Origin of the sequence: Streptomyces sp. KL109B, from assembly GCF_030766935.1 — a bacterium.
Classification (GTDB): domain Bacteria; phylum Actinomycetota; class Actinomycetes; order Streptomycetales; family Streptomycetaceae; genus Streptomyces.
The window spans coordinates 1,218,355-1,235,365 of the sequence record NZ_JASERL010000001.1 but is presented as its reverse complement, the minus strand read 5'-3'; the positions used below and the strand labels follow the sequence as shown (position 1 = coordinate 1,235,365).

16 protein-coding genes are annotated in these 17,011 nt (G+C 70.1%); 6 read left to right on the top strand and 10 right to left on the bottom strand.

Features of this window, described 5'->3' with window-relative positions:
- Positions 1–35: 35 nt before the first annotated feature.
- The 4 genes from RBJ65_RS05810 to RBJ65_RS05795 form a co-directional block, all read right to left on the bottom strand.
- Positions 36–2,570 (bottom strand): ATP-binding protein, encoded by a 2,535-nt coding sequence (locus tag RBJ65_RS05810; protein WP_306321829.1) that lies wholly within the window; start codon positions 2,568–2,570, stop codon positions 36–38.
- 249 nt (positions 2,571–2,819) lie between these two features.
- Positions 2,820–3,143 (bottom strand): STAS domain-containing protein, encoded by a 324-nt coding sequence (locus RBJ65_RS05805; protein ID WP_306321830.1) that lies wholly within the window; start codon positions 3,141–3,143, stop codon positions 2,820–2,822.
- A 220-nt stretch (positions 3,144–3,363) separates the two neighbouring features.
- The gene (locus RBJ65_RS05800; RefSeq protein ID WP_306321831.1) at positions 3,364–4,215 is read right to left on the bottom strand and encodes a 3-hydroxyacyl-CoA dehydrogenase family protein; all 852 of its coding nucleotides are present in this window, start codon (positions 4,213–4,215) and stop codon (positions 3,364–3,366) included.
- 185 nt (positions 4,216–4,400) lie between these two features.
- Positions 4,401–5,039: a TetR/AcrR family transcriptional regulator gene (locus RBJ65_RS05795; RefSeq protein WP_306321832.1), complete on the bottom strand. Its 639-nt coding sequence runs from the start codon at positions 5,037–5,039 to the stop codon at positions 4,401–4,403.
- Positions 5,040–5,121: 82 nt separating this feature from the next.
- Between RBJ65_RS05795 and RBJ65_RS05790 the strand changes: the two genes are divergently transcribed.
- The 3 genes from RBJ65_RS05790 to RBJ65_RS05780 are packed head-to-tail and all read left to right on the top strand — an operon-like array spanning position 5,122 to position 7,251.
- A complete protein-coding gene (locus RBJ65_RS05790) occupies positions 5,122–5,904 on the top strand; it encodes an ABC transporter ATP-binding protein (protein WP_306321833.1) in 783 nt (260 codons plus the stop codon).
- Positions 5,905–5,909: 5 nt separating this feature from the next.
- Positions 5,910–6,665: an ABC transporter permease gene (locus RBJ65_RS05785; protein WP_306321903.1), complete on the top strand. Its 756-nt coding sequence runs from the start codon at positions 5,910–5,912 to the stop codon at positions 6,663–6,665.
- Positions 6,666–6,678: 13 nt separating this feature from the next.
- Entirely contained in the window at positions 6,679–7,251 is a 573-nt protein-coding gene (locus RBJ65_RS05780) for a cob(I)yrinic acid a,c-diamide adenosyltransferase (RefSeq protein ID WP_306321834.1), read from the top strand.
- Between the two features lie 21 nt (positions 7,252–7,272).
- On the opposite strand, the gene RBJ65_RS05775 is transcribed toward RBJ65_RS05780, so the two are convergent.
- Positions 7,273–7,824: a hypothetical protein gene (locus tag RBJ65_RS05775; RefSeq protein WP_306321904.1), complete on the bottom strand. Its 552-nt coding sequence runs from the start codon at positions 7,822–7,824 to the stop codon at positions 7,273–7,275.
- 139 nt (positions 7,825–7,963) lie between these two features.
- Between RBJ65_RS05775 and RBJ65_RS05770 the strand changes: the two genes are divergently transcribed.
- The 3 genes from RBJ65_RS05770 (at position 7,964) to RBJ65_RS05760 (ending at position 11,793) form a co-directional block, all read left to right on the top strand.
- The gene (locus RBJ65_RS05770) at positions 7,964–9,139 is read left to right on the top strand and encodes a sensor histidine kinase (protein ID WP_306321835.1); all 1,176 of its coding nucleotides are present in this window, start codon (positions 7,964–7,966) and stop codon (positions 9,137–9,139) included.
- Positions 9,136–9,783 carry a response regulator transcription factor gene (locus tag RBJ65_RS05765; protein ID WP_306321905.1) on the top strand — a complete coding sequence of 216 codons (648 nt, stop codon included), beginning with the start codon at positions 9,136–9,138 and terminating at the stop codon, positions 9,781–9,783. Before RBJ65_RS05770 ends, RBJ65_RS05765 begins: the two co-directional genes overlap by 4 nt.
- Before the next feature lie 147 nt (positions 9,784–9,930).
- The gene (locus tag RBJ65_RS05760) at positions 9,931–11,793 is read left to right on the top strand and encodes a glycoside hydrolase family 18 chitinase (RefSeq protein WP_306321906.1); all 1,863 of its coding nucleotides are present in this window, start codon (positions 9,931–9,933) and stop codon (positions 11,791–11,793) included.
- Between the two features lie 75 nt (positions 11,794–11,868).
- Here RBJ65_RS05760 and RBJ65_RS05755 read toward each other — a convergent pair whose 3' ends face one another.
- The 5 genes from RBJ65_RS05755 to atpA form a co-directional block, all read right to left on the bottom strand.
- On the bottom strand, positions 11,869–12,324 hold the full coding sequence (locus RBJ65_RS05755; protein WP_306321836.1) for a DUF2550 domain-containing protein: 456 nt from the start codon (positions 12,322–12,324) through the stop codon (positions 11,869–11,871).
- Positions 12,325–12,457: 133 nt separating this feature from the next.
- Positions 12,458–12,832, bottom strand: coding sequence for a F0F1 ATP synthase subunit epsilon (locus RBJ65_RS05750; RefSeq protein ID WP_306321837.1), 375 nt, complete (start codon positions 12,830–12,832; stop codon positions 12,458–12,460).
- Positions 12,833–12,948: 116 nt separating this feature from the next.
- Positions 12,949–14,385 (bottom strand): F0F1 ATP synthase subunit beta, encoded by a 1,437-nt coding sequence (gene atpD / locus RBJ65_RS05745; protein WP_306321838.1) that lies wholly within the window; start codon positions 14,383–14,385, stop codon positions 12,949–12,951.
- Positions 14,385–15,311: a F0F1 ATP synthase subunit gamma gene (locus tag RBJ65_RS05740; RefSeq protein WP_306321839.1), complete on the bottom strand. Its 927-nt coding sequence runs from the start codon at positions 15,309–15,311 to the stop codon at positions 14,385–14,387. The genes atpD and RBJ65_RS05740 overlap by 1 nt, the downstream gene beginning before the upstream one ends.
- Before the next feature lie 21 nt (positions 15,312–15,332).
- Positions 15,333–16,922 carry a F0F1 ATP synthase subunit alpha gene (gene atpA / locus RBJ65_RS05735; protein ID WP_306321840.1) on the bottom strand — a complete coding sequence of 530 codons (1,590 nt, stop codon included), beginning with the start codon at positions 16,920–16,922 and terminating at the stop codon, positions 15,333–15,335.
- Between the last annotated feature and the right edge of the window lie 89 nt (positions 16,923–17,011).

Sequence of the window (17,011 nt, the reverse complement as noted above, 5' to 3'; positions counted from 1 at the left end):
CTCAAGCGTCGGCGGGGCTTGAATGGTGTCGGTGGTCAGATGGTTGATGTCGTCGTCGGTGTCTGGGTGATCGGGCCGCTTGCCGTGTCCGAGGTGTTCGGGGTAGTCGGGGTCGTTGCCGTCTCCGTGGGCTTCGTCGGCGTCGGTGTTGGTGTTGGTGTCGGGGTGGTCGTTGTGGGGGGCGGCTTCGACGGGGTTGTGGGTGGGGGCTTCGACGGGGATTTCGACGGGGACTTGGTCGGGGGCTTCGACGGGTCGGCCGGGGTCTTGGAGCCGCTCGGGGAGTCGGAGGGCTCGTCGGTGGCGCCGGAGGACGGGGTCGGGTCGTCCGAGGTGTTCGGGATGCCGTCGGGGCCCGCCGGTGCCGAGGTCGAGGCGTCGCCTCCGCCTCCTCCGCCGACACCCTTGTTCGCCTCGTCCGCGCCGAGTTCCCCGCCGTTCTCCCCCGCCGTCGCCGACGGATTCGTGTCGACCTTGTTCGACGGCGGGTCGTCGTTGCCCGACGTGGCGCCGAGCGTGACGACCGTGCCGAGCACCGCCGCGAGCAGCGCGCCCGCGCCGGCCGCCACCATGTTGCGGCGGGCCCCGCTGACCACCGATTTGCGGGAGGGTGCCTTGGCGCCGCCGACGACGGTCGGGGCGGGTGGAGTGGGTGTTGGGGCGGCCTGGCGGGTCACCAGGGTCTCGGGGTCGTCCGCCTCTTGGGGCAGTTGGGCGTAGGACGGGACGCCGCCGGGGGGCGAGGCCGACTCCTCGTACATCGCCTCGGGGATCTCCTCCCCCGCCGCCGCGCCGCCCGAGCGGTCGGCGACCAGGGCGAGGGCCCGGCGCGCGGCGATCGTGCCGCGCTTGTCCGCGGCGGCGCCGCGCAGCGCGAGGGCGGACTCCAGCTCGACGCGGGCCCGGTCCAGCTGCCCGCCGAGGAGCGCGAGGACGCCCGACTCGTGGTGGAAGTACGCCTCTTCGGACACCTGCCCCGTGGTGCGCGCCGCTTCGACGCCGGCCCCGAGGGCGCGCTCCCACGCGCTCCAGGCGAGCCCGGCGGCGAAGGCCGGCGCGGCGGCGCGGGCCAGTTCCACGGAGCCGTCGGGGTCGGTGGTCGCCGAGAGCGCGGCGAGCAGGGCGTCGGATTCGGCGGCCGTCCGCTCGGGCCCGACGGACGGGTGCGCGGCCCACCAGGCGTAGTGCCGGGCGGCGGTGCGCCCGCGCGCGGCGCTGTCGGTGCCGTAGCCCGCGGTCTCCAACTGCTGGCGCACCCCGGCCGCGAGGCGGTAGCGGGCGCCGACGGGCGTGACGAGGCCGCAGGAGACGAGTTCGGCGAGGGCGGCGTCGGCGTGGGTGTCCCCGATGAGGGCCGGCAGATGCGCCTGGTGCGGGATCTCGCCGCCGAGCGCGACCGCGAACTCAAGGGTGGCGCGGGCCGAGCCGCTGAGCCGGGAGGCGAGCAGCGCGGCGGGCGCGGCGGCCTCGGCGAGCGCGGGCAGCGGCACGCTGTGCCCGTCTGCGGCGTCGAAAGGCGCGTCGAAGGCGGCGTCTGCGGGTGCGCCGAAAGCGGCGTCGGCGGGCGCGCCGAAAGGTGCGTCGAAGGGGGCGTCGACGGGGGCCGCGCCCGGACCCTCGTACGAGCCGAACGCGTCGAACTCCCCCGCGCCGGCGCTCAGTCGGTCGCGCTGCCGCAGCAGGGCGCCGGCCTGGACGAAGCGCAGCGGCAGGCCCTCGGACTCGAACCAGAGGTCGGCGGCCCACTGCGCCTCCTCGTCGGTGAGCACCCGGCCGACGGCACGCTCCAGGAGTTCCTGTCCGCCGACGCGGCCGAGTCCGGCGAGGAAGACCTCCTCGACGTGCGAGTCCGGGGACGGCGCCGGTACGTCGGGCGTGGCGGCCAGCAGGAAGGCGCACTCGGGCGTCGCTTCGAGGAGTTCGTCGAGCGCGGCGCCGCCGAATTCGAGGTCGTCGAGGACGACGACGGCGCCGATCTCGTGGACGAGTTCGAGCAGCAGCGCCCGGTCGGGGCGGTGCAGCGGCGCGCTGTGGACCGCGGCGAACAGGTCGTACAGCAGGTCTTCGACGGAGCGCCGGTGGCCGCAGAGCCGGACGACGCCGTCGGGCGCGATGTCGGCGCAGTCCTCGGTGACCTGGTCGAGCAGCGCCGTGCGCCCGGAGCCCGAGGGCCCGGTGAGCCGGACGGAGCGCCCGCGCGCGAGGAGGCGTACGAGCCGCTCGCGCTCCTCCTGCCGTTCCAGGAGCGGGAGTTGGGGCTGTGCGGGGCCCGGTGGCAGCGGCGGGCGTGCGGCGCGGGCGAGCGCCGCGCGTTCGGTGGCGTCGTACTTGGCGGGCCGCTCCGGGCGCTCGCCGGGCGGGCAGGGTTCGATCTCGCTGCCGTCGACGGGATTCACCGTCAGCAGGTAGTCGCCGGACACGAGTTGCACGGCGCGGGCGAGCGCGGGCGACGGCTGCCCGAAGTCGGGCGTCAGGGGATCGCGGGGCGGGCGCGGCCGACCCCCGCTGTCCGCCGTCTGGTCGTGCCGGTCGTGGCTGAATTCTTCCGGTCCCCGGTTCGTCGGGTCCATGGTCAAAGCCCCCCAAAAGCGTGGTGTGCCGCTTGCCCCTCCCGGCCTGTGCACACTGCGCTGTCGATTGGCTCAGTATCTACGAAGCCGGGAGGTACCGCGCCGCCCGAGACGTCACAGTCTCGTGAGGATTGTTGGCGATTCCCGCCGGAATGAGTGGTTCACCCCTTCCGGGGGCAATCCTTCCGGTCCACACACGCAACTTCGCGCCACTGTCGCAACTGCGCGCCACAGGCGCACCTTTCGGCCTCAGACGCGCGGCAGGGACTCGACGCCGATGCCGCCCTCGATGGCCAGGATCCGGTGCAGCCGGGTGGCGACGAGGAGGCGCTGCATCTGGGGCGGCACCCGGCGCAGCACGAGCCGGCGCCCGCAGCGGCCCGCGCGCCGGTGGGCGCCCATGATGACGCCGAGGCCCGTGGCGTCCCAGGAGTCGAGTTCGGACAGGTCGAGCACGAGGTCGCCGATTCCGTCGTCGACGGCGGTGTGCAAGGCCGTACGGGCGTCCGCCGCGCTGCGGACGTCGAGGCGGCCCCCGACGGCCAGCTCGACGTGGTCGCCCCTGATGTACATATGCGCTCCCCGTGGGAAATACAGAACTGCTCGGCGTGGTCGGGAGTACGCGGCGTGCTGGCACTGAGCCGGTACTCAGTTGTTCATGTGATCCGGGTGATCTGGGTATGTCACTGCAACTGACGGGCCAGAAGGGCCGAAAGTTGCCGTCTGTAAGCGAACCGATACCGAATTCACCCCGAGGGGTGACATGGCGTCAGCCATGCGGTCGGCCGCGCGGTCAGGTGTGCTTGTAGAAGCCCTGCCCGCTCTTGCGTCCGATGTCACCGGCGTCCACCATCCGGCGCATCAGCTCCGGCGGCGCGAACTTCTCGTCCTGCGACTCGGTGTAGATGTTCTCGGTGGCGTGCAGCAGGATGTCGACGCCCGTCAGGTCGGCGGTGGCGAGCGGCCCCATCGCGTGCCCGAAGCCCAGCTTGCAGGCGACGTCGATGTCCTCGGCGGTCGCCACCCCGGACTCGTACAGCTTCGCGGCCTCGACGACGAGGGCGGAGATGAGCCGGGTCGTCACGAAGCCGGCGACGTCCCGATTCACCACGACGCAGGTCTTGCCGACGGACTCGGCGAACTCCCGCGCGGTGGCGAGGGTTTCGTCGCTCGTCTTGTAGCCGCGCACCAGCTCGCACAGCGCCATCATCGGCACCGGCGAGAAGAAGTGCGCGCCGACGACCCGCTCGGGACGCTCCGTCACCGCCGCGATCTTCGTGATCGGGATGGCCGAGGTGTTCGAGGCGAGCACCGTGTCGTCCCGCACGATCTTGTCGAGCGCGCGGAAGATCTCGTGCTTGACCTCAAGCTTCTCGAAGACGGCCTCGACGACGACATCCGCGTCGGCGGCCGCGTCCAGGTCGGTGGTGGCGGTGATGCGGCCGAGCGCGGCCTCGGCGTCGGCGGCGTCGAGCTTGCCCTTGCCGACGAACTTCTCGTACGAGGCCTTGATGCCGTCGGTGCCGCGCGTGAGCGCTTCATCGGTGACGTCGCGCAGCACGACGTCCCAGCCCGCCTGGGCGGAGACCTGCGCGATGCCCGACCCCATGAGGCCGGCCCCGATGACGGCGAGCTTCCTTGCCACGTACGTCCCCTAACCGCGTGTCCCGCTAACCGCGTGTCCCGCGCGACCGCTTAACCACTTTTTACGTTGCTCTTCGCCGGACACTAGCGCCCGTGAGCGGCCGTGTGACCGCGAAGAGATGCGCGTCACGTCTCGAATGACGGACATCACACTGGTACGGCTCAGTGATCGATCATCCGTACCCATCAGGCGTCACGTACGGCGTAGTTGAGCACCTCTGCGCTCAGAAGTCGCTCGACTTCATCGAGGACCGAGAGCGTCTCCCGGGAGACCTTCTCGACCGCTCCTCCGGCACTGACGCGGCGTCGTACGAACTCGACCGCCGTCTCGTTGAGCCAGTTGATCTGATCGGCCATCAGGCGCGGCAGGAGGTCGTCATCGGCGGCGCCGGTCTCCTCGCGCAGCGTCGCCTCGAGGCGGTCGATGACCTCGTAGCGCATGCCGAGCAGCCGCAGGCGCAGCGAGGGCGCGGCGTCGACCACGGCCATGAACCGCTCGATGCCGGGCATCAGGCCCATGCGCGGCGAGACCGCCTCCAGCTCGGCGCGCAGTTCGCGGAGCACGGCGGCGGCGGCCGACTCCCCGACGTCCCGGCCGCGCACCCAGCGCGAGAGCCGTTCCCGCATGCCTTCGAGGCGGTCGAGGAACAGGTCCTCCTTCGCCGGGAAGTAGTTGTAGACGGTGTTCACGGAGACGTTCGCGGTGTCCGCGATCTCCGCGATGGTCACCGCGTCGAAGCCGCGCTCGATGAAGAGACCGGTGGCGATGTCCGAGATCTGCTGCCTGGTCTGCCGTTTCTTCCGCTCCCTGAGCCCTTCTGCCATGCGTCCAGTCTACGAGTCCGCTGGTCTCGCTGAAATTTTGGAGGCATTGCAATATTTCAGCGACTCTGTTTTTCTGGTTCGTATGGCAGTCATCAGCACGTCCGGGCTCGCCCGGACCTTTCAGACGAAGCACGGCCCCGTGGAAGCGGTTCGCGGCATCGACCTGCGCGTCGAGCCGGGCGAGATCCTCGGCTTCCTCGGCCCGAACGGGGCGGGCAAGACCACGACGCTGCGGATGCTCACGACGCTGCTCGCGCCCACCGGCGGCGCGGCCACCGTCGCGGGCCACGACCTCGCGAACGACCCGGCGGGCGTGCGGGGCGCGGTCGGCTACGTCGCCCAGTCCGGCGGCGTCGACCCGGGCGTCTCCGTACGCGAGGAACTCGTCACCCAGGGCCGCCTCTACCGCCTGACGAAGCATCAAGCGGCCGAGCGGGCGGAGGAGTTGGCGGTCGACCTCGGCCTCACGGACCTCATGGAGCGGAAGACCGGCGCGCTCTCCGGCGGGCAGCGGCGCCGCCTCGACATCGCGATGGGGCTCACGCACCGCCCGAAGGTGCTCTTCCTCGACGAGCCGACGACGGGGCTCGACCCCGGCAGCCGCGCCGACCTGTGGGACCTGGTGCGCAGGCTGCGCGCCGAGTACGGCACGACGGTCTTCCTGACCACGCACTACCTCGACGAGGCGGACGCGCTCGCGGACCGGATCGTCGTCGTGGACAAGGGAGTCGTGGCCGCCGACGGCACGCCCGGCGCGCTCAAGCTGGCGCACGGCGGCTCGGTCGACGCGAGCCTCCAGGACACGTTCCTGGCGATCACCGGGCGCGGCCCGGCGCCGGTGGACACGACTCCGGTGGCGGTGTGACCGCGATGAGAACCCTCGCCTCGGACACCGCGATCGTCTTCGGCCGGTACGCCCGCCAGACCCTCTCCTCCCGCTTCCAGATGCTCTTCGGCGTGCTGATGCCGCTGCTGTACCTGCTGCTCTTCGGGCCGCTGCTCACCCACCTCCCGCTCGGCTCCACCGGCAGCTCCTGGCAGGTCCTGGTCCCCGGGCTGCTGCTCCAACTCGGCCTGTTCGGGGCGGCGTTCTGCGGTTTCGGGATCCTGATGGAGAAGAACTACGGGGTCGTGGAGCGGATGCAGGTGACGCCGGTCAGCCGGCTCGCGCTGCTGCTCGGCCGGGTCCTGCGGGACACCGCGCTCTTCCTCTTCCAGGGGGTGCTGCTCGTGCTCGTCGCCCTCGCGATGGGTCTGCGGGCGCCGCTCGCGGGCATCCTGATCGCCTTCGCCTTCGTGGCGCTCCTGACGGTGTCGCTCGCCTCCCTCTCGTACGCGCTCGCCTTCCGGGCCCGTACGCCGCAGGAGTTCGGGCCCGTCATCAACGCGGTCACGATGCCGTCGATGCTGCTGTCGGGCCTGATGCTGCCGATGGCGCTCGCGCCGGGCTGGCTCGACGCGCTCTCGCACGTGATGCCGCTGCGCTATCTCGTGGACGCGATGCGGGACGCGTACGTCGGTCACTACGCGACGGCGAACATGCTGTACGGGGTGCTGGTCGCGCTCGCCTTCGCCGCGCTCGCCGTGACGGTCGGCACACGTGGCTTCCGGCGGTCCGCCGCGTAATTAGGCTGGGTGCATGGTCAATCTGACGCGCATCTACACCCGTACCGGAGACAAGGGCAGCACCGCCCTCGGCGACATGAGCCGCACCGCCAAGACCGATCTGCGGATCTCGGCGTACGCGGACGCCAACGAGGCCAACGCCGTGATCGGCACGGCGATCGCCCTCGGCGGACTCGACGAGGAGGTGGTGAAGGTGCTCGTGCGCGTGCAGAACGACCTGTTCGACGTCGGCGCCGACCTGTCCACGCCGGTCGTCGCCGAGCCCGAGTTCCCGCCGCTGCGCGTCGAGCAGTTCTACGTCGACAAGCTGGAGGCGGACTGCGACCACTTCAACGAGCAGTTGGAGAAGTTGCGGTCGTTCATCCTGCCGGGTGGCACGGCGGGCGCCGCCCTGCTGCATCAGGCTTGCACGGTCGTGCGGCGCGCGGAGCGCTCCACGTGGGCGGCGATGGAGGTGCACGGCGAGTCGATGAACCCGCTCACCGCGACGTATCTGAACCGCCTCTCCGACCTCCTGTTCATCCTCGCGCGGATCGCGAACAAGGAGGTCGGGGACGTGCTGTGGGTGCCGGGCGGCGAGCGTTAGGCCCCAGCCCCAGCCCTAGCCCTAGCCCTTGTTCGTCGTCAGCGTCGGGGCCTTCTTCGGGAACACCGTGTAGCTCAGCGCGATGAGCACGTTGAGCCCGATCAGGAAGAGCATCCGCTGCTGCCACTGCGTGAGGGATTCGGTGGCCCCGGCCCCGCCCACGTACCAGATCGCGGCCTGCAGCAGGCCCATCGCGATGAGCGCGGCGAGGATCCAGCGGGCGGCCAGCTTCCACTCGTGGATCGCGCGCGCCGCCCCGTACTTGGGGGTCGACGGCGGCGGGCCGCCCGCGAAGCGGTGGGCGACGCGGACGTCGACCCACTGGATCGTGTAGTGGCCGAGGGCGATCGAGTAGCCGATGTAGACGGCGGCGAGGCCGTGCTTCCAGTCGGGTGCGGCGCCGTTCTTGAGGTCGATGGCCGTGACGACGAGCAGGACGACCTCAAGGAGCGGCTCGCACAGCAGCACCGCGACGCTCGCGCGCGGCTTCTTCGCCCAGTAGCGCAGGGCCAGGCCCGCGGCGAGGAGTACCCAGAAGGCGACCTCGCAGATGACGATCAGCGTGACGATCACGGTGGGCTCCTCTCGTTCCCTGCCCTGCTTCCAGCGTCCCGGTGGCATGCCTCGTGATCGTCGTCGGCAGTGACGAAGTGCCACTGCATCCTTCGATGTAGTCCGCGGTGGACGGCGGCGATGGGTGTTGGATGGAGGCATGCACGCCGTCCTCCCCCGCCCGCACCGCGACGACCTCAAGATCGCCGTCGTCGGCCTTGCGGGCGGCCTGGCCCTGTGGGGCTTCGGCCTCGGGATGAGCTCCGGGCGGCTGTTCGACGGGAACTGGCTGCTGGTTCCGCTCGTCGCCATGGCGGGCCTGGAGCTGCTGCGCCGGACGCGTCCGTGGTTCGCGGTCGGCGCCGGCACGCTCGTGCTCGCCGCCGACCAGTGCACGCAGGGCAGCCTGGCGACGGTGCTGATGTACACGGACCTCGTGTACGCGGCGGTCCTGTACGGGTCGCCCGCCGCGGCCCGCCGCATCCCGGTCGGCAGCGGGCTGCTCACCGTCGCCGCGACGCTCGGCGCGGTCGCCGGGCTGCGGCGGCCTGAGGCGCTGCTTATCGGGGTCGCCGTCGGGCTCGTCACGTTCGCCCCCGCGGCGACGGGCGTCCTCGTGCGCAATCACCGCGACACGGCGGCGGCCGAGCGGCTGCGGGCCGAGCAGACCGCGCTGCTCGCCGAGATGGACCGTACGCAGGCGGTGACGGCGGAGCGCGCGCGGATGGCCCGCGAGCTGCACGACATGGTGGCGAACCATCTGTCGGCGATCGCGATCCACTCCACGGCCGCGCTCTCCCTCGACGACCAGGACACGACGCGTACGGCGCTGCGGACCATCCGCGAGAACAGCGTCGACGGGCTCGCCGAGATGCGCCGCCTCATCGGCATCCTGCGGGACGCGGGCGAGGACGCGGAGCCGGTCGCCGCGCCGACGCTCGCGGGCCTCGGCGCGCTGGTCGAGCAGTCCCGTACGAACGGCCTCGACGTCGGCCTGACCGTGTCCGGCGCCCTCACAGGACTGCCCGCGCCCATCGAGCTCGCCGCCTACCGCATCGTCCAGGAGTCCCTCACGAACGCGCTCAAGCACGCGGCGCCGGGCGGCCGGGTCGAGGTGATCGTCGCCCGCGACGACGAGCGGATCGAGGTGCGGGTCGACAGCCCGTACGCCGCCGTGGACGCGCCACGCGCCCCCGGCTCGGGCGCCGGGCTCGTGGGGATGCGGGAGCGGGCGGGGCTGCTGGGCGGGTCGTTCGACGCGGGCCCCGCGGGCACCGGGACGTGGCGGGTCCGAGCCACCCTCCCCCTGGAAGGAGCCACCGAGTGGACCGAGTGATCCGCGTACTCGTCGCCGAGGACCAGTCCGCCGTACGGGCCGGGCTCGTGCTCATCCTGAACAGCGCGCCCGACATCGAGGTCGTGGGCGAGGCGGCGGACGGCGAGGAAGCGGTGGAACGCGCCCGCGAGCTGCGGCCCGACCTGGTCCTGATGGACGTACAGATGCCGCGTCTCGACGGGGTTTCGGCCACTCGGGCGGTGGTCTCCGAAGAGCTCGCGGACGTGCTCGTGCTGACGACCTTCGACCTCGACGCGTACGTCTTCGGGGCGCTGCGCGCGGGCGCGGCCGGGTTCCTGCTCAAGAACACGGACGCGAAGGACCTGCTGGAGGGCGTACGGACGGTGGCGCGCGGCGAGGGCCTGATCGCGCCGGCGGTGACCCGCCGCCTGATCGCCGAGTTCGCGCGGCCCTCCGGCGGCGAACCGGCCGCCGCTCCCCCGGAGTTGGAGACGCTCACGCGCCGGGAGCGAGAGGTGCTCGACCGGCTGGGCGAGGGCCTGTCCAACGCGGAGATCGCGGACCGGCTCGACATGGCAGAGGCCACGGTGAAGACCCATGTGAGCCGCCTCCTCGCCAAGCTGAACCTGCGCAGCCGGGCACAAGCGGCCGTACTGGCGCGGGAAGTTGGCCGAAAGCCGTAATTGGTTTAGACCTTGACCGCTGGTCCAGACCTTTCTATTCTCGCCGCACTGCGGTGAGCACACCCCCCACTCCGGTGCTCATGGGCGTCGCAGGGTTCCACCCTCATGACGGACCCCGGACCTCCCGAGGAGCACCCGATGCAACCCATGCACCCGACCGACGCACCCAGAAAGAGACTTCGGCACAGAACGACCGCGGCGCTCACGACCCTCGTGCTGCCCGCCGCCGCCCTCGTCGGCCTCGCCACCCCCTCCCACGCCGCGGCCGAGGCGACCGCCGTCACCGCCTCGTACGTCAAGACCCAGGACTGGGGCAGCGGCTTCGAGGGCAAGTGGACGATCAAGAACTCCGGTACCACGACGGTGAATTCGTGGAACGTCGAGTGGGACTTCCCCTCCGGTACGAAGGTGACCTCGGCCTGGGACGCGACCGTCACCAACTCCGCCGACCACTGGACCGCCAAGAACCTCTCCTGGAACGGGTCGCTCGCCCCCGGCGCCTCGGTCTCCTTCGGGTTCAACGGCACCGGCTCCGGCGCCCCCTCGGGCTGCAAGCTCAACGGCGCGTCATGCGACGGCGGTGACCTGCCCGGCGACGCGGCGCCCTCCGCGCCCGGCACCCCGACCGCGTCCTCGATCACCGACACGTCCGCCAAGCTGTCCTGGTCGGCCGCCACCGACGACAAGGGCGTCAAGAACTACGACGTGCTGCGCGACGGCGCCAAGGTCGCGACGGTGACCGGCACTTCGTACACCGACACGGGCCTGAAGGCCGGCACGGACTACTCGTACACGGTGCAGGCCCGCGACACCGCCGACCAGACGGGCCCGGTCTCGGGTTCGGTCAAGGTCCACACCACTGGCGGCGGCACGGACCCGGGTGACCCGGGCACCGGCGGCAAGGTGAAGATGGGCTACTTCACCGACTGGGGCGTCTACGGCCGCCAGTACTACCCGAAGAACCTGGAGACCTCGGGCTCGGCGTCGAAGGTCACCCACATCAACTACGCCTTCGGCAACGTCCAGGGCGGCAAGTGCACGATGGGCGACGCCTACGCCGACACCGACATGGCGTACACGGCGGCCAACTCCGTCTCCGGCCAGGCCGACACCTGGGACCAGCCGCTGCGCGGTGCCTTCAACCAGCTGCGCCAGCTGAAGGCCAAGCACCCGAACCTCAAGATCCTCTGGTCGTTCGGTGGTTGGACCTGGTCCGGCGGCTTCGGTGAGGCGGCCAAGAACCCGGCCGCGTTCGCCGACTCCTGCTACAAGCTGGTCGAGGACCCGCGCTGGGCCGATGTCTTCGACGGCATCGACATCGACTGGGAGTACCCGAACGCCTGCGGCCTGACCTGTGACACGTCCGGCCAGGACGCGCTCAAGAAGCTCACGACGGCGCTGCGCTCGAAGTTCGGCTCCAGCAACCTGGTCACGGCCGCGATCACGGCCGACGCCTCCTCCGGCGGCAAGATCGAGAAGAACGACTACGCGGGCGCGGGCCAGTCCCTCGACTGGTACAACGTCATGACGTACGACTTCTTCGGCGCCTGGGACGCGAAGGGCCCGACGGCCCCGCACTCCCCGCTGAACTCGTACTCCGGCATCCCGCAGCAGGGCTTCAACTCGGCCGAGGCCATCGCCAAGCTGAAGGCGCAGGGCGTCCCGGCGTCCAAGCTGCTGCTGGGCATCGGCTTCTACGGCCGCGGCTGGACCGGCGTCACGCAGAAGGAGCCGGGCGGCACGGCGACAGGACCGGCGGCCGGCACGTACGAGCAGGGCATCGAGGACTACAAGGTCCTCAAGACCAAGTGCCCGTCGAACGGGACGGTGGCCGGGACCGCGTACGCGTACTGCGGCTCCGACTGGTGGTCGTACGACACGCCCGCGACGATCGGCTCGAAGATGTCCTGGGCCAAGTCCCAGAACCTCGGCGGCGCCTTCTTCTGGGAATTCTCCGGCGACACGTCCAACGGTGAACTGGTCACGGCCATCAACTCCGGCCTGAACTAACCCCTCGAACCGAAGCCGGGCCTACGGGAACGCCCCCCGTACGCCCGGCTTCTCCATGCTTGCGGGCCTTCGGCGCTACGCCACGTTGACCCGCTGCCCAGGAGGCGCCGCCTCCAGCCACGCCAGGAACCCGGTCAACGCGTCCTCGCTCATGGCGAGTTCGAGCCGCGTACCACGATGCGTACACGCGAGAATCATCGCGTCGGAAAGGAGCGCGAGCTCCTCCTCGCCCTCGGGCGACCGCCGCCCGGTCACCTCGATGGCCGCCCGCTCAAGAATCCGCTTCGGACGCGGCGCGTACGAGAACACCCGGAACCACTCGACCCGGTCCCCGTTGTAGCGCGCGATCCCGTAACCCCACCCTTTGCCGGACGTGTCAACGGCATCGGGCGCCGGCGCGTCCCACCGCAACGAACAGTCGAAGGTGCCGCCGGACCGCTGGATCAGCCGCCTCCGTACGCCGAACGCGACAAGCCCCACCACCACGAGTACGACGACCGCGACTACGCACAGCACGAGAACGAGGACCATCTTCACCGACCTCCTCGCTTCTCGACCGATAACGGAACAGCAAAACAGTTGTAGATCGCCTCAGCCGCGACCCGGTCCGGAGATTATCTCCGGCCTGGGCCGCGGCTGAGGTACGTCACGTGGCTCGCTGGGTTCAGCGCGCCGCCACCGCACGCAGTCGGACGTCGGCACGACGCTCGGCCGAGGCGTCCGCCTCGCCCTTCGCGCGCTCCAGCGCCCGCTCCGCCCGCTGGACGTCGATCTCGTCCGAAAGCTCGGCGATCTCGGCCAGCAGGGACAGCTTGTTGTCGGCGAACGAGATGAAACCGCCGTGGACAGCCGCCACGATCGTTTCCCCGTCCGTCGTACGGATCGTCACAGGGCCCGACTCCAGCACACCGAGCAGCGGCTGGTGACCGGGCATGACGCCGATGTCGCCGGACGTGGTACGCGCGACGACCAGGGTGGCCTCGCCGGACCAGACACTGCGGTCCGCGGCGACGAGCTCGACGTGCAGCTCAGCAGCCAAGGTGGGCTCCTCGGGTCACCACCCGGCGGCACTCGCTGCCGGGTGTCGGTTCAAAGTCTAGTGGGCGGAGCGGGAGGGCCGGGACATACCCCCGGCCCTCCCATGAGCTACGTAGCTCAGGAGACGCCGAGCTCCTTGGCGTTGGCCTTGAGGTCCTCAATGCCACCGCACAGGAAGAACGCCTGCTCCGGGAAGTGGTCGTAATCGCCGTCGATGATCGCGTTGAAGGCCGTGATCGTCTCGTCCAGCGGCACGTCCGACCCGTCGACGCCGGTGAACTGCTTGGCGACGTGGGTGTTCTGCGACAGGAAGCGCTCCACGCGACGGGCGCGGTGGACAGTGAGCTTGTCCTCCTCGCCGAGCTCGTCGATACCGAGGATCGCGATGATGTCCTGAAGGTCCTTGTACTTCTGGAGGACCGTCTTGACACGCATGGCCGTGTTGTAGTGGTCCGCCGCGATGTAGCGCGGGTCCAGGATGCGGGACGTGGAGTCCAGCGGGTCCACGGCCGGGTAGATGCCCTTCTCGGAGATCGGACGGGAGAGCACCGTCGTCGCGTCGAGGTGGGCGAACGTGGTCGCCGGGGCCGGGTCGGTCAGGTCGTCAGCGGGCACGTAAATGGCCTGCATGGACGTGATCGAGTGACCACGCGTCGAGGTGATGCGCTCCTGGAGGAGGCCCATCTCGTCGGCGAGGTTCGGCTGGTAACCCACGGCCGAGGGCATGCGACCCAGCAGGGTCGAGACCTCGGAACCGGCCTGCGTGAAGCGGAAGATGTTGTCGATGAAGAACAGCACGTCCTGCTTCTGGACGTCGCGGAAGTACTCCGCCATCGTCAGACCCGCGAGGGCCACGCGCAGACGGGTGCCCGGCGGCTCGTCCATCTGACCGAAGACCAGCGCGGTCTTGTCGATGACGCCGGACTCGGCCATCTCCTCGATGAGGTCGTTGCCCTCACGGGTGCGCTCGCCGACACCGGCGAACACGGAGACACCGTCGTGGTTGTTGGCGACGCGGTAGATCATCTCCTGGATGAGCACCGTCTTGCCGACGCCGGCACCGCCGAAGAGGCCAATCTTTCCACCCTTGACGTACGGGGTGAGAAGGTCGACGACCTTGATGCCGGTCTCGAACATCTCGGTCTTCGACTCGAGCTCGTCGAAGTTCGGGGCCTTGCGGTGGATGCCCCAGCGCTCGCCCGTGTACTCCTCGTCGACGTTCAGGACCTCGCCGAGGGTGTTGAACACCTTGCCCTTGGTGAAGTCGCCGACCGGAACCGTGATCGAGTTCTGCGTGTCCACGACCGGGGCCTGGCGGACCAGGCCGTCGGTGGGCTGCATGGAGATCGCGCGGACCAGGCCGTCACCGAGGTGCTGGGCGACCTCGAGCGTCAGGGTCTTCTTCGCGCCGTCCTGCGCCGGGTCGTTGACCTCGACGTGCAGGGCGTTGTAGATGTCCGGCATCGCGTCGACGGGGAACTCCACGTCGACGACCGGGCCGATGACCCGGGCGACGCGGCCCGTGGCCGTCGCGGTCTCAACAGTGGTCGTCATTACTTGTCACTCCCCGCGTTCGCGTCGGCCAGGGCGCTGGAGCCACCGACGATCTCGCTGATTTCCTGGGTGATTTCGGCCTGGCGGGCCGCGTTGGCAAGACGGGAGAGGTTGTTGATCAGCTCTCCCGCGTTGTCGGTCGCCGACTTCATCGCGCGGCGCGTGGCGGCGTGCTTGGAGGCAGCCGACTGGAGCATCGCGTTGTAGATCCGGCTCTCGACGTAGCGCGGCAGCAGGGCGTCGAGGACGTCCTCCGCCGACGGCTCGAAGTCGTACAGCGGAAGGATCTCGTCGCCCTTGCCGGACGCCTTCGACTCTTCCGCGACCTCTTCGAGGCTGAGCGGCAGCAGACGGCCGTCGACGGCCGTCTGCGTCATCATCGAGACGAACTCGGTGTAGACGATGTGGAGTTCGTCCACGCCGCCCTCCGCCGTCTCCTTCTCGATGGCCTCGATCAGCGGGGCCGCGACCTTCTTGGCGTCCGCGTACGTGGGCTCATCGGTGAAGCCCGCCCACGACTCCACGACCTTGCGCTCGCGGAAGTTGTAGTGGGCGAGACCGCGGCGGCCGACGATGTACGTGTCGACCTCCTTGCCCTCGGCCTGGAGGCGCTCGGTGAGCACCTCCGCGGCCTTGATGGCGTTCGAGTTGAAGGCGCCGGCCAGCCCGCGGTCGCTGGTGAGCAGCAGAACCGCGGAGCGGGTGGCCGTCTCCGACTCGGTCGTCAACGGGTGCTTGGTGTTCGACCCGGTCCCCACCGCCGTGACCGCACGCGTCAGCTCGGTCGCGTACGGCGTGGAGGCCGCCACCTTGCGCTGCGCCTTGACGACACGCGAGGCGGCGATCATCTCCATCGCCTTGGTGATCTTCTTGGTCGCGGTGACGGATCGGATGCGACGCTTGTAGACCCGGAGCTGGGCTCCCATGAGTCAGGTCCCTTCCTTACGTCACTTGGCGGCGGCCGGAGCGTCCTCGCCGAGAAGCTTCCCGTCCGAGGTCTCGAACTGCTTCTTGAAGTCGGCGACGGCGTCGTCGATGGCCTGGATGGTGTCGTTCGACATCTTGCCGCCCTCCTTGATGGAGGTCATGAGGCCCTGCTCCTTGCGGTGCAGGTGCTCAAGGAGCTCCTTCTCGAAGCGGCGGATGTCGGCGACCGGCACCTCGTCCATCTTGCCGTTGGTACCGGCCCACACGGAGACGACCTGGTCCTCGGTGGCCATCGGCTCGTACTGGGCCTGCTTCAGCAGCTCGACCAGGCGCATACCGCGCTCCAGCTGAGCCTTCGACGCGGCGTCCAGGTCGGAACCGAAGGCGGCGAACGCCTCCAGCTCGCGGTACTGGGCCAGGTCCAGACGGAGACGGCCGGAGACCTGCTTCATGGCCTTGTGCTGGGCGCTGCCACCCACGCGGGAGACCGAGATACCGACGTTCAGCGCGGGGCGCTGACCGGCGTTGAAGAGGTCGGACTCCAGGAAGCACTGACCGTCGGTGATGGAGATGACGTTGGTCGGAATGAACGCCGACACGTCGTTCGCCTTCGTCTCGACGATCGGCAGACCCGTCATCGAACCGGCACCCAGCTCGTCCGAGAGCTTCGCGCAGCGCTCGAGCAGACGCGAGTGCAGGTAGAAGACGTCACCCGGGTAGGCCTCGCGCCCCGGCGGGCGGCGCAGCAGCAGGGACACGGCGCGGTAGGCGTCGGCCTGCTTCGAGAGGTCGTCGAAGATGATGAGGACGTGCTTGCCGTCGTACATCCACTGCTGGCCGATGGCCGAACCGGTGTACGGCGCCAGGTACTTGAAGCCGGCCGGGTCGGACGCCGGGGCGGCGACGATGGTCGTGTACTCCAGCGCGCCGGCCTCTTCGAGGGCACCGCGCACGGAGGCGATGGTGGAGCCCTTCTGACCGACGGCGACGTAGACGCAGCGGACCTGCTTCTTCGGGTCGCCGCTGCGCCAGTTGTCGCGCTGGTTGATGATCGTGTCGACGGCCAGGGCGGTCTTGCCGGTCTGGCGGTCACCGATGACCAGCTGACGCTGGCCACGGCCGACGGGGGTCATCGCGTCGACGGCCTTGTAGCCGGTCTCCATCGGCTCGTGCACCGACTTACGGGCCATGACGCCCGGGGCCTGCAGCTCGAGGGCGCGGCGACCGGTGGTCTCGATCTCGCCGAGGCCGTCGATCGGGTTGCCGAGCGGGTCGACGACGCGACCCAGGTAGCCCTCGCCGACACCGACGGACAGGACCTCGCCCGTGCGCTGCACCGGCTGGCCCTCCTCGACGCCGCTGAACTCGCCCAGGACGATGGCGCCGATCTCGCGCTCTTCCAGGTTGAGCGCGAGGCCGAGGGTGCCGTCCTCGAACTTCAGCAGTTCGTTGGCCATGGCCGAGGGGAGGCCCTCGACCTTCGCGATGCCGTCGCCGGCAAGGGTGACCGTACCGACCTCCTCGCGCGAGGCCGCGTCCGGCTTGTACGCCTGGACAAAGTTCTCCAGCGCGTCCCGGATCTCCTCCGGCCGGATCGTGAGCTCCGCCATCTGGGTTCCCTGCTCTCCTTGTTGGGCCCGAAGTTTTCTTGGGGGGTCTGGGGTCAGCCCCCAGGAATCCTCTGCACGGCCCAACTAGG